The following is a 12653-nucleotide window of genomic DNA, read 5'->3' on the forward strand; positions in this document are numbered from 1 at the left end:
GAAAGCGGGCGGGAAAGCCAACGGACGGGCCCCACCTCCGCGGGAAAAAGAGGAGGCCCCCCCCGCCTACCTCCGTCGCCCCCTTCCTTTCGCCACTGCTGGGGCGCCTGCGGCGGGTAGCCGTAGCCGGGCGGCGGGGGCTGGTAGCCGTCCGGCGCGGCCGGCGGCGCGGGAGCCGGCGGCTGGCCCTGGGCGGGTGGGTAGCCGTAGCCCGGGTCCGGCTGCGGGGCGCCCTGTTGCTGCGGCCACGGGGCCGGGGCGCCCTGCTGGGGCGGGTAGCCGTAGCCGGGCGGGGGCGGCGGGGTCTGGCCTTGCTGCGGCGCCCACGGCGCGCCCGGGGCGGGCTGCGGGACCTGCGCCTGGTACGGCTGCGGTTGCGGCTGGGGCTGCTGGGCCTGCTGCTGCCAGCCGCCCTGCTGGGCGGCCGCCTGCTGGGCCCGGATGATGTCCTCGCCGACCAGGGTGGCCAGCTCGAAGTACGCCTCGCGGACCTTGGGCCGCATCATGTCGAGGTTGACCTCGGCCCCGGCCGCCAGGCTCTCGTCGAAGGGCACCACGACGACGCCGCGGCAGCGGGTCTGGAAGTGCGCGACGATGTCCTCGATCTTGATCATCTTGCTGGTCTCGCGCACCCCGGAGACCACCGTGATGCTGCGCTGCACGAGATCCGCGTAGCCGTGCGCGGAGAGCCAGTCCAGCGTGGTCGAGGCGCTGGAGGCACCGTCCACGCTGGGGGTGGAGACGATGATCAGCTGGTCGGCGAGGTCCAGCACCCCGCGCATCGCGCTGTACAGCAGGCCGGTGCCGGAGTCGGTCAGGATGATCGGGTACTGGCGGCCCAGCACGTCGATGACCTGGCGGTAGTCCGAGTCGTTGAAGGTGGTCGAGACGGCCGGGTCGACGTCGTTCGCCAGGATCTCCAGGCCCGAGTTCATGTCCTGCGAGGTGAACTGACGGATGTCCATGTAACTGCGCAGGTGCGGGATGGCCGTCACCAGGTCGCGGATGGTCGCGCCGGTCTGGCGCTTGACCCGGCGGCCCAGGGTGCCGGCGTCCGGGTTGGCGTCGATCGCGATCACCTTGTCCTGGCGTTCGCTGGCCAGGGTCGCGCCGAGCGCGGTGGTGGTCGTGGTCTTGCCGACGCCGCCCTTGAGGCTGATCACGGCGATCCGGTAGCAGCTCAGCACCGGGGTGCGGATGATCTCCAGCTTGCGGGCCTTCTCGGCCGCCGCGGCCTTGCCGCCGAACTGGAACCGCGGCTGCTGGCGCTGCTGCTTGGGCTGGCTGCGCAGCAGCCGGTCCGAGGACAGCTCGACGGCGGCGGTGTAGCCGAGCGGCGCGCCGTGCGCGGTCTGCTGCGGGGCGGCCGCCTGCTGGAACGCGGCGGGCTGCTGCGCGGCGGCGCCCTGCGGCGGCCAGGGCTGCCCGGGGCCGGGCTGCGCGGGCTGAGCGGGCTGGCCGGGCTGCGGCTGGAAGGCGGCCGGCTGGGGGTAGGCGCCGGGCTGCGGCCAGCCGCCCTGGCGCGGGTCCACCGGGCCGGCCTGGGGCTGGACCGGCTGCGCGGGCTGCGGCTGGAGCGGCTGGCCGGACTGCGGCTGCGGCTGCGGCTGCGCGCCGGCGGGCGGCTGGGCGGCCCAGGCGGCCTGCGGGTCCCAACCGGCCTGCGGGTCCTGCGCCGCCTGCGCCGCCTGCGGAGGCTGGGCGGCCTGCGGCACCTGGAGGTGCTGCGGCACCGCCGGGGGCTGCGGGTGCGCCGGGTGCTGCGCGGGCACCGGGTGCTGCGCGGGCACCGGCTGGGCCGGCGGCTGCGCGAGGTCCTGCGGCGGGACGGGCTGCCCCGGCTGAACGGCGGGTGCCGGAGCCGGGTACGGGTGCTGCTGCGGTGCGCCTGGCTGGGCCAGCGCCTCCGCCGTCGGCCAGGCCGCGGCGGGCGCCTGCTGCTCGGGCATCGCGGCCGGGGCCGGCATCGGAAACGGCACGTGCTGCGCCTCGGCCTGGACGGACGGCGGCACCGGCGCGGCCGCCGGGACCGGCTCGGCGGCCGGGACCGGCTCGGCGGCCGGGGCCGGGGCCGGGGCCGGAGGCTGGGCCTGGGCGCCGGGAGCCTGCGCGGACGCCTCGGCGGTGGGCGCGGGCGCGGGCACGGGCGGGACGGCCGGCTGAGCCGCCGCCGGAGCAACGGCAGGAGCGCCCGCCGGGGCGCCGCCCGGAGCCGCCGGGGCGTCCGACTGCACGTACCAGGACGGGGGAGTGTAGTCAGGCGCGTCGGACCAGTCGTCGTCGTCCTCTGCCGCGTTGTCGCCGACGTAGACGCCGTCCCGATCGCTGCTCACTAGGGCTCCCTCGTGTTCGCCGCCGCTTGTTCAGCGGTGCCGTTGCCGCAACAAAGACTAGGCCGTACGGCTGCCCCGGTTGAAGGCGGCTTAGTCCCGGACCGGGATCGACCGGCCCGGAACGGTCGGCTCAGTCCATCCGCCGCGGGCCGCCGAGCACCTGCTGTTCGGCCTGCCCGGCCACGGCCCGGACGTACTGACGCCGCATCCGGGTGGCCCACAGGGTGAGGTCGTCGCCGAGCGTCGGGAGTGCGGCCACGTCCTCCGGCGGCAGCGACAGCACCCGGCCGGTCAGCTCGGCCTCCTGCGGGGAGATCCGCTGCACGCCGACCAGGTCGGCCGCGTTGAGCACCCGGGAGGCGTTCGGGCCGAGGTAGGGCAGCAGGGTCAGGGTGGTCTGCCAGGGCGCGGCGGAGAGTCGGCTGCGCGGCGGTCGGGCGCCGAGGTCGCGCACCACCAGCACCGGCGAGGCCACCGAGGCGCCCTGCGGGCCGAGCCGGCCGACCTGGTGGATCGTCACGCACGGCTGTCCGCCGCCGGCGGCCTGCGCCATCGGGCCCCAGAGCTGCGCGCGGGCGGTCTCCACCGCGACCCGGGCGCCGATCGCGGCCGCCCGCAGCGCGATGATCTGCGCCGTCCACATGCCGCCGACCAGCACCAGGTCGTAGGCGCTGGGGCGGAACAGGCCGAGCACCGCGGGCAGTCCCTGCGGGTCGACGCCGATGACCACGCCGTCGTCGCCGACCGGGAAGGCCAGCGCGGAGAGGTCGGCGGCCTCCAGTACGTGCTTCTCCCGGCGCGGACCGCGCAGCCCGAAGCCGGGCAGGATCCGCGGCCGGGCCCTGCGTTGCTCGGCGCCGGGCGTCGGGCCCGGGGCGGGGTAGGTCTGGTACGCCATCAGGACGCTCCTCCCAGCGGCAGGGTGGCGAGCATGCCGGGGGCTTGCTCCAGGTCGAGTCGGACCAGGCCGAGTCCGGCGCTCTGGGCCCGGGCTTCCACCTGGCGGCCGACCTCGCCGACCTCGCTCTCGCTGCGCCCGGTCACCCGCAGGTGCCCGCTGACGGTCACCGAGCCGCCGGTACCGTGCGCGGCGGTCAGGCTGAAGGTGCTGGCCAGTGCGGGGGAGCCGGTGATCAGGTTGACCAGGTCCGGTGCGGCGATCCGGCCGGGGGCGCCGCCGGGGCGGCTCAGCTGCGGCCAGCGGGAGATCCAGTAGGTGCTGTGCCAGCGGTCGTCGATCCGCCAGAAGCGGTTGCCCTCCTGGGTGCGGCGGGTGGTGCCGCCGCCGCTGCCGGTGCCCTGACGCCCGGCCACCGCGATCGGGTTGGCGCAGGTGGCGATGGCCAGGGCGGCGATCAGCTCGCGCTCGTCCAGCACGGTCGCGTTGAACCCGGCGCTGTTGAGCCGCCCGGCCAGCTGGTCGGTCACCCGCTGCAGGGCCTTGCGGGCGCCTTCCTCGCCGCCGCCGCGGGCCCGGACGGCGGTGGCCGCGCGCTCCGGGTCGAGCTTGAGGGCGATCCAGGTCAGCCGCAGTCCGGGGGTTGAGGTGCCGTCGGGCAGTTCGCGGTAGGCGCGGGCGGCCAGCGACTGCTCGGGCAGGTGCGGGGCCGGGGCGGGCTGGGTGTGCTGGACCAGCTGCACCGACTCCAGGGTGATGTCGTCCACGGTGAGCGCCGAGCAGACCACGTCCAGCGGCAGCGGCAGTGCGGTGCGCACCGGGCGCAGCGGCTGGTCCTTGGCCTGCACGAGCAGCACCGAGCTGAGGAAGGTGCCGTCGCCGACCATGCCGGTCTCCCGGCGGACCGCGCGGCCGCCGAACTCGGCCTCTGTGGCGTGGGTGCAGGTGCGCAGCCCCGGTTCGAGCTCCAGCGCGGGTGCCAGGGCCGGGTCGGTGCCGGGCGGCGGCAGCAGCGACTTCGCCTGCTTGCGGCGGGACTTGAGGGCGGATCGGACCCGGAGCAGCTCCGGGATGGTGCGCCCGCGCAGCGGGATGACCGCCAGCACCAGCAGGACCAGCGAGACCGAGCCGAAGCCGGCCGCGACCGGGCGGCTGATCGTCCAGCCCACCGCGACCAGGGCGGCCGCGACCTCGACCAGCACGAGCTGTTGGAGTTTCAGGCGTCCGCCGAGCAGCCCGGGCCGGGGGTTGACGCGGACCTGGACGGGCCCGCCGGCCGTGCCGGCCGTCGGCGGGTGGACGGCTGCGGCCGGAGCGGAAGGGCCGCCCCGGGCCCGTCCGGACCGGCGTGACCTCCCGCCGCCTGCGGTGCCGCGGCGTCCTGGAGCGGTCTGGCTTGGCATCCCCCGGTGGCCCTCTCTGATCCGTTGTCGCGGCCCGGCTGGCTGGTTCGCGGACCGTACCCGTACCGTACTCACCGTCTGCTGCCGCATCGTAGAGGGTTCGAGCCGGATCCCGCCCGGCGGGTGCGGACCACGGGGCGGGTCGGGCCGACGGGGGCCGACCACGCCTGGCACACGTCTGACAAGGGGGACGACGAGGATGGCATCGCGCCGGGACGAGCTGAACGCGTACACCTTCGCCCGCAAGCGCACGGTGGGGGCGTTCCTGCTGCCCTCCGGCGGGGGCAGCGACGAGGACGCGCCGCGACCGGTGAAGGCGGTGCTGCCGAGCGTGCTGGTCGGGACGCTGGTCGTGGCCGGCTTCGGGGTCTGGGGGGTGTTCAAGCCGGCCGCCCCGCTGCAGTGGGACAGCGGCAAGAACATCATCCAGGGCAAGCAGTCGACCACCCGGTACGTGGTGCTGATCGACCCGGACGGCAAGACCAAGCGGCTGCACCAGGTGCTGAACATGTCCTCGGCGCGGCTGGTGCTGCCTGCGGACGCCAAGGTCGTGGTGGTGGACGACGGGGTGCTCGACCGCTACCCCAACCACGGCCCGACGATCGGCATCCCGTACGCCCCGGACAAGCTGCCGAGCAAGGACAACGCGAGTCAGTCGATGAAGTGGTCGGTCTGCGACCGCCCGGGCTCGGACGACAAGCAGGAGACCGTCAACCAGGCGGTGTTCGTGGCGGCGGGTCCGGATGCGGCGACGCTGGCGGCCAAGGACCGGGTGCTCGGCCAGGACCAGTTGATGCTGGTGCAGCAGGCGGACGACCAGCAGATCTCCGCCGCCCCGGCGCCGGGGCAGCCGTCCGCGGGCGGCGCGAAGGTGTACCTGGTCGACGCGCAGGGCCGCAAGCACGAGATCGGCTCGCCGCAGTCGGACGACAAGGAGCGCAAGGCGCTGATCACCGCGGTCTTCGGGCCCAACGCGGTGCCGCAGCGGGTCAAGCGGGAATGGCTGGACACCCTGGTGCCCGCCACCGCGATCACCTTCCCGCAGCTCAAGGAGACGGCCGACTCCCAGGGCCCCAACTCCCAGGTGGAGCTGGGGAACCAGGCGGACCGCCGGGTCGGCCGGCTGGTGCACTACCAGGACCGCCACTACGTGGTCGGCAAGGACCGGCTCTACCTGATCACTCCGTTCCAGGAGGAGCTGATCCGGCAGAACCCGGCCAACCAGATGCTCTACAAGTACGACCAGGACAAGAAGCCGCGCAGCGACGAGATGACCCCGGACGAGCAGTCCAAGTTCAACACCGACACCCGGCTGCCGGGCACCGCGGACGACTGGCCGCTGAAGTCCGGTGCGCCGGTGAACAACTGGCAGGACCGCCAGGACGCCCGTCTGGTCGTCTGCAGCACCTTCGACGGCCTGGCCGAGGACGGGCGCACGCCCAAGCGCAGCGTCTGGGCCGGCACGGCGTACCCGGCTGCGTACAACAACGGCGCGGGCGCGGCGTACGTGACGCCCGGTCACGGTCTGTTCTACCGCGCGATGGACAACGGGACGGGCGGCTCCGGCACGGACTTCCTGATCACCGAGACCGGCCTGCGCTACGCCGTCCCGTCCAACGGTGACGGCGGCCACCCCACCGCCTCGCCGAGTGCCGGCGCCTCGAAGACGCCGACCCCGCAGCCCGGCGCCTCGGACCCGGGCGGGCAGCCGACCCAGAACCCGGACGACCAACCCGGCGGCAACCAGGCGCGGTTGGGCTACCCGAACCTCCAGCCGCTGCCGGTGCCGCAGCAGTGGTCGAACCTGGTGCCGGCCGGTCCGCCGCTGACCGCGAAGAGCGCGGCGCAGCCGCAGAACGCCTGATCGACCGCGCCGGGCAACGGAATTGGCACCAGTGTCATGGTCTGGTAACTGCTCAGCGCTCGATGTTGGGTGAGTTGCGTGTGCCGACTACAGTGCTGCTGGACATCACACCGGTGATGCAGCGGGGGGTCGTGGGGCCCTCCGTACACACAATGTGTCTCATGGGGGACGGTAGAGCATGGCTCAGGGTCAGTTCACGATGACCGCTCAGGAGATGAACGCTTTCGCGAAGCGCATCGAGGACGCGATCGGCAAGATCGAGGCCGAGCGCGTGAAGCTCGACAGCACGGTCACCAACATCACCAGCGGCTGGAAGGGCCAGGCGGCGAGCGCCTACACGACCCTGCAGAACCAGGTCAACAAGGACATCGCGGACCTCAAGGACTCGCTGGGCAAGATCCAGCACGCGATCGAGCTGACCACCAAGCACTACGCGAGCACCGAAGAGGAGCAGAAGGCGCTGTTCGGCAACCAGGGCTGATCACCGCGTCTGCGCTGATCACCGCCCTGTTCCGACCTACCGCCCGGCGGGGCGCCCGCGGTTGAGCGCGGGGTGCTCCGCATACTCGTCAAGGGAGACATTGTGTCCGACCACATCCTCGTCAACTTCCAGACTGTTCACAACGCGGCCGAGGAGGTCAAGGCTTCCGCCGCCCGCATCGAAACGATGCTGAACGACCTGAAGAAGGACGTCACCCGCATCTCGCAGAGCTGGCAGGGTGCGGCCCAGGAGGGCTACAACGCCCAGCAGACCAAGTGGGACAGCGCCGCCACCAACCTGCACGAGACCTGCGGGAAGATCGCCAGCTCGCTGGAGAGCGCCGCCCAGAGCTACAAGGCGACCGAGGACCAGAACGCCAAGCTCTGGCACAACTGACCGAAGGTTCCCGAACGGGAACGACAGGGGCGGGTACCCGGGTTTCCGGGCACCCGCCCTTCGGCGCGTGGCACGGGTGGAGAACATGAGGGGTGGCAGGGTGTCCGGACGCGGGTTCCGTAGGACGGCCGCGGCGCTGGCCGCGCTCGTGGTGCTGGGCGGCCCGCTGACCGCCCCGGCGTACGCGGACGGCGGGCCCGGGCTGGCCGCCGCGGGCGACTGCCCGAAGCCCGCGCCCGATGTGCAGACCGTGCCGTGGTCGCTGCAGCGGCTGCTGCTCGACGAGCTGTGGCAGGGCGGGAAGACCACCGGCGCGGGCGTGGTGGTCGCGGTCATCGACACCGGGGTGGACGAGCAGAACCCGCAGCTGACCGGCAAGGTGCTGCAGGGCTCCAACCTGCTGGTCAACAAGGAGACCAAGCAGCCGGTCGAGGGCACCTCCAAGATCGACCCGGTCGGCCACGGCACCAAGGTGGCGGGCATCATCGCTGCCCGTAAGAGTGACAAGACCGGCTTCGTCGGGCTGGCCCCGGACGCCCAGATCTACTCGATCCGACAGAACGACAGCGAGGGCAACGGCGACGTCTCCAGCCTCGTCGCGGCCATCACGGAGGCCGTCAACAACAACAAGGACCCGAAGAAGCCCCCGATCCGGGTCATCAACATCTCCCAGGACGTGCGCGGCGCGGGCGACGCCCACTTCGGCGGCTACCAGGAGCTGAAGACCGCGATCCAGGCCGCCGAGGACGCCAACATCGTGGTGGTCGCCTCCACCGGCAACGACGGCAAGGAGGGCGACACCTACCCGGGCGCCTTCCCGACCGTGCTGGCCGTCGGCGCCTCGGACCGCAACAACGAGCGCGCGCCGTTCTCCCAGTACGGCTCCTTCGTGAAGGTCGCCGCGCCCGGCGTCGAGATGCTCTCCACCGTTCCCGGGGGCGGCCAGTGCGTGGACAACGGCACCAGCTTCGCCGCCCCGTACGTCGCCGGGCTGGCCGCGCTGCTGGCCGGCGCCCACCCGGACTGGAAGCCGGCCCAGGTGCGGGCCTGGATCGAGCAGACCGCCCAGCGCACCGAGCGCGACCCGAACCGGTTCACCGGCTGGGGCGTGGTGGACCCGGTCAAGGCCGTCACCACGGCCCCCGACGCCGCGCCGTCCGCCCCCACCCCGGACGCCCCGGTGCAGTTGGCCGCCGCCCCGATCGTGCCGCAGCCGGTCGGCCTCGGAGAGACCCAGGCGGACCGGGACGGCCGCACCGCGACCTACGTGCTCGCGATCGGGGCGCTGCTGGTCGCGCTGCTGATCGGCGGCGGTGTCGTGCTGCGTGACCAGCGCCGCAAGTCCGCCGACTGATCCGTGCCTCGCGACTGCTCGGAGAAATCCTGTGAAACGTCTGTAACACCGTCGGCCGCTCACCGCATCGAAGAAGTGTCAGGGCGGGCGGACGAGGGGGAGCGGCGGGCATGGGGTGGATCGGGGGCGGCCGGGAGGTCAAGGACGCCGAGTTCCTGGAACTCGTCTCCAGCCGCACCGGGCACCTGTACCGCTCGGCCTGTCTGCTCACCAGTGGGGACACCCACTACGCCGAGGACCTCGTGCAGGAGGCCCTCAGTCGGATGTACGTGCTCTGGCGGCGCAGCGCCTTCACCGGCGGTCGGCACCGGATCGACAACCCGGCGGCCTACACCCACACCGTGATGGTGCGCACCTTCATCGCCCAGCAACGCCGCCGCTCCAGTGGCGAGCGCCCGACCGAGGCGCTGCCGGAGCCGGAGGGGCGGGACGCGGACAGCAGTCTGCGGCTGACCCTGCTGGACGCGCTCGGGCGGATGCCCGCCAAGGACCGTGCCGTGCTGGTGCTGCGCTACTGGGAGGACCGCAGCGTCGAGGAGACCGCCGAGGTGCTGCGGGTCTCCTCCGGCGCGGTCCGCACCCGGACCACCCGGGCGCTGGCCCGGCTGCGCACCCTGCTCGGCGACTCGCTGGCCGAACTCGCCGCCCGCTGAACGCTTTTCGCAAGGCCCACCGACCATTCATGACGCAAGGAGACGGTGATCAGCCATGTCCGAACCGGACAAGTTCGAGGACGATCTTCTCTACGCCATCACCCGCACCGGTGAGGGCTTCCGCCCGGAGCAGACCGATCAGGCCGGCCTGGTCGCGGGCGGCTACCGGCGCGGCCGCCGCCGCTGGCGCCGGCGCTCGACCGCCGCGGTGGTGGGCGGCGCCGCCGCGCTGGCCCTGGTCGGCACCGGCGCGGTGTACCTGACCGGGTCCACCTCCGCCTCCTCCGGCTCGGGCACGGTGGCCGCCGCGAGTTCCGGGGCCGCGAGCTCCTCCACCGCCGCGGTGACCCCGGCCTCCGCCGCCTCCGCCACCGCCTCGCCGACGGCCACGGCGGTCTCCGGCGACGAGGTGCTGGCCGCCTTCCAGGCCCTGCTGCCCAAGGGCCAGGTCACCGCGGGCCAGGGCACCGGCACCGAGGCGACGCCCGGCAAGCCCGGCGGCGCCGGCGCCACCCTGGTGTTCGACGACGGCAAGGGCAAGGCCGCGATGGGCATCTCGTTCAGCCGCGTGGCGTCGAACGACCCCAACCTGGCGCAGGACGCCTGCCCGGACAAGAAGACGGTCCCGTACGACGCCTGCACCACCACCAGCCTGCCGGGCGGCGGCTCGGTGACCGTCCTCCAGGGCTACGAGTACCCGGACAAGCGGGCCACCACCAAGTGGTGGAACGCCAGGCTGATCGGCCAGGACGGCCGTCAGATCCAGCTGTCCGAGTGGAACTCGGCGGCCGAGAAGGGCTCGCCGGACAGCCGGCCGACCCCGCCGCTGTCGCCGGAGCAGCTCAAGGCGATCGTCACCGACAAGTCCTGGGACGGGGTGATCGCCGCGATCCCGGAGCCGAAGCCGGTCAAGCCCCGGGACACCAGCAAGGAGTACAGCGCGGACGAGATCCTGCAGATCGTCGCCAAGCTGTTGCCGAACGGGCTGACCGAGACGGAGACCATGAGCAACGGCTTCGGCTACGCCAACTTCGTGCTCGACGACGGCAAGGGCAAGTCCATGGTGCAGCTCAACGTGCAGGACTGGAGCCACGACGACAAGACCAAGGAGGAGCTGTTCGGCAACGCCCAGACGCTGCCGGACGGCACCAAGGTGGTGGTCCGCAAGGGGAGCGACAAGCCGGGCGTGGGCATGTGGAGCGTCGACACCCTGCACCCGGACGGCCTGCGGGTGGTGATCAGCTCGTTCAACAGCGGCACCCAGCAGGCCCCGGCGACCCGCAAGGCCCCGGTGCTGACCAACGACCAGATGCAGGCGATCGCCGCCGCCCCGGTCTGGGTGCTGAAGAGGTAGCGGCGTGAACGTGGCAGTGCCCCGGGCTTGGGGGAGCCCGGGGCACTGCCGTGTGGGGGAGGGGTGTGGGGGAGCGGGGGTCAGCCCTGCTGGTCCTCGGGGAGGCTGATCACCCAGCGGGTGGCCTGTCGGGGGCGCAGGTAGAACAGCCAGTAGAGGGTGGCGGCGGCGGTGATGCCGCCGGTCCACAGCAGGGGCTCGGCGTCCAGCTTGGTCATGATGAAGACGAGCACGAGGATCAGCAGCGCCGGGACGACCGGCCACAGCGGCATCCGCCAGGCGGAGGCGTGCTTGTGGTGGCCGCGCCGGGAGAGCAGCGAGGCGATCGCGACCAGCAGGTACATCGCGGTGACGGCGACGCCGGTGATGTTGCTGAGCAGCTCTCCCTTGACGAAGCAGAGCGCGGCGCCGGGGATGCCGACCGCCAGGGTGGCGATCCACGGGGAGCCGAAGCGGCCGAGGGTGCCGAAGGCCTTGTTGACCGGCTCGGGCCAGGCCTTGTCGCGGGCGGAGGCGAACAGCACCCGGGAGTTCTGGATGACCATCACGATGCCGGCGTTGATGATGGCCAGCGCGATGCACAGGCTGATGAAGGTGCCGACCGCGGAGTTGCTCCAGGTGGTGACCATGCCGGAGATGTCGCCGGAGGCCAGGGTCTGCAGGTCGGGGGCGCCCACGGTGATGGCGGCGACCGGGATCAGGATGATGGCGCTGGAGAGGCCGAGCGTCCACAGCACGGTGCGCGAGACGGTGCGGCGCGGGTTCTCCAGCTCCTCGGACAGGTAGACGGCGGTGGAGAAGCCCTGGGTGACGAAGAGGGCGATGCCGAGCGCGCCGATGATGGCGCCGATGCCGACCGGGCTGACGGCGCCGCCGTCCCCGGCGACCACGCCGTGCAGCAGACCGGGGTGGTGGGGGTTGCTGTGGGCGAAGCCGAGGACTGAGACGACGCCGGCGGCGACGACCTCCAGGACCAGGAAGATGCCGGTGATCCAGGCGTTGGCCCGCAGGTCGAGCAGACCGGCCAGGGTGGCGGCGAGCATGACCGCGGCGCCGGCGATCGGCTTGTCGACGTGGAGGACGGGCGCCAGGTAGTCGGCGGTGCCGAGGGCGATGACCGACGGGACGATCATCACCACGATGAGCGACTGGATGAAGACCAGCCAGCCCGCCAGCCGCCCGGCCAGGGTGCCGACCATCGCGTACTCGCCGCCGGCGCTGGGGATCAGGGTGCCGAGCTCGGAGTAGCAGAACGCGACCGCGATGCAGAGCACCGAACCGATGGCGATGGCCATGGCGGTGGCGCTGCCGATGCTGGAGAACAGCTCCGGCACGATCACGAAGAGCGTCGAGGCCGGGGTGACGCAGGACAGCGTGAGCAGTGTGCCGCCCACGACGCCGATGGAGCGCTTGAGCTGCTGGGGGGCGGCTGCCCCGTCCGCCGTGGCGGCTACGGTCTGTGGCGGGCGAAGCGTGTCGGTCATGTGGCTTCCGATCGGCTCTGAGCGGTCCTTGGAATGGGAGCGGTATCGCCTCCGCTGGCTGGCTGCTCGGGTCTGTTCCGGTCGCTCCCGGGCCGCAATGGAACCTTGGGCGTATTGATTGCGTCAACGTCGGAACTGCTTCGGAATCCGTTGCGGTGAAGGGCATAATCATGCGATCCGATGATCACGTACAGTCATTGCGCGGTTTGTCCGACTTGCTACCTCGACCGCATCGAGGATGAATCGAAGGTGAACTTCGTATTGCAGCCCGCCATTCAAAGGTGATGATCCGGCTGGACGGCACTACACCCAGGCGCCTCCAAGCGGCGGCGCAACTCCCGGGCCGGGTACGGGAACCGCAGCCCCGGCCCGGAAAGATCTAGGTAACGTTTCAGCACCTGGGACGGCGAAGGGGCCGGACTCCTGGGAGTCC

Annotated in this window: 10 protein-coding genes; 6 read left to right on the forward strand and 4 right to left on the reverse strand. The window is 72.6% G+C overall.

Going from position 1 to position 12653, the window contains the following annotated elements:
• The 3 genes from ACFQ87_RS33575 to eccE all read right to left on the reverse strand — a co-directional run.
• The coding region (locus ACFQ87_RS33575) for an AAA family ATPase (protein WP_380614681.1) at positions 1-2333 on the reverse strand (2333 nt) is incomplete at its 3' end.
• A 130-nt stretch (positions 2334-2463) separates the two neighbouring features.
• On the reverse strand, positions 2464-3231 hold the full coding sequence (locus ACFQ87_RS33580; RefSeq protein WP_380614682.1) for a hypothetical protein: 768 nt from the start codon (positions 3229-3231) through the stop codon (positions 2464-2466).
• The gene (gene eccE, locus ACFQ87_RS33585; RefSeq protein ID WP_380614683.1) at positions 3231-4634 is read right to left on the reverse strand and encodes a type VII secretion protein EccE; all 1404 of its coding nucleotides are present in this window, start codon (positions 4632-4634) and stop codon (positions 3231-3233) included. The genes ACFQ87_RS33580 and eccE overlap by 1 nt, the downstream gene beginning before the upstream one ends.
• A 199-nt stretch (positions 4635-4833) precedes the next feature.
• On the opposite strand from eccE, the gene ACFQ87_RS33590 reads away from it, so the two are divergent.
• The 6 genes from ACFQ87_RS33590 to ACFQ87_RS33615 all read left to right on the forward strand — a co-directional run bounded on the left by ACFQ87_RS33590 (position 4834) and on the right by ACFQ87_RS33615 (position 10736).
• Positions 4834-6498 (forward strand): type VII secretion protein EccB, encoded by a 1665-nt coding sequence (locus ACFQ87_RS33590; RefSeq protein WP_380614684.1) that lies wholly within the window; start codon positions 4834-4836, stop codon positions 6496-6498.
• A 199-nt stretch (positions 6499-6697) separates the two neighbouring features.
• Positions 6698-6979, forward strand: a complete 282-nt coding sequence (locus tag ACFQ87_RS33595; protein WP_380614699.1) for a WXG100 family type VII secretion target — start codon at positions 6698-6700, stop codon at positions 6977-6979.
• Positions 6980-7081: 102 nt separating this feature from the next.
• Complete coding sequence (locus tag ACFQ87_RS33600; RefSeq protein ID WP_380614685.1) at positions 7082-7375, forward strand: WXG100 family type VII secretion target; 294 nt, start codon at positions 7082-7084, stop codon at positions 7373-7375.
• Positions 7376-7460: 85 nt separating this feature from the next.
• Positions 7461-8729: a type VII secretion-associated serine protease mycosin gene (gene mycP, locus ACFQ87_RS33605; protein ID WP_380614686.1), complete on the forward strand. Its 1269-nt coding sequence runs from the start codon at positions 7461-7463 to the stop codon at positions 8727-8729.
• 110 nt (positions 8730-8839) lie between these two features.
• The gene (locus ACFQ87_RS33610) at positions 8840-9382 is read left to right on the forward strand and encodes a SigE family RNA polymerase sigma factor (RefSeq protein ID WP_380614687.1); all 543 of its coding nucleotides are present in this window, start codon (positions 8840-8842) and stop codon (positions 9380-9382) included.
• 55 nt (positions 9383-9437) lie between these two features.
• Entirely contained in the window at positions 9438-10736 is a 1299-nt protein-coding gene (locus tag ACFQ87_RS33615) for a hypothetical protein (RefSeq protein WP_380614688.1), read from the forward strand.
• A gap of 80 nt (positions 10737-10816) precedes the next feature.
• On the opposite strand, the gene ACFQ87_RS33620 is transcribed toward ACFQ87_RS33615, so the two are convergent.
• Entirely contained in the window at positions 10817-12220 is a 1404-nt protein-coding gene (locus tag ACFQ87_RS33620; RefSeq protein ID WP_380614689.1) for an APC family permease, read from the reverse strand.
• Positions 12221-12653 lie beyond the last annotated feature (433 nt).

The sequence above is a fragment of the Kitasatospora sp. NPDC056531 genome, assembly GCF_042794375.1.
Classification (GTDB): domain Bacteria; phylum Actinomycetota; class Actinomycetes; order Streptomycetales; family Streptomycetaceae; genus Kitasatospora.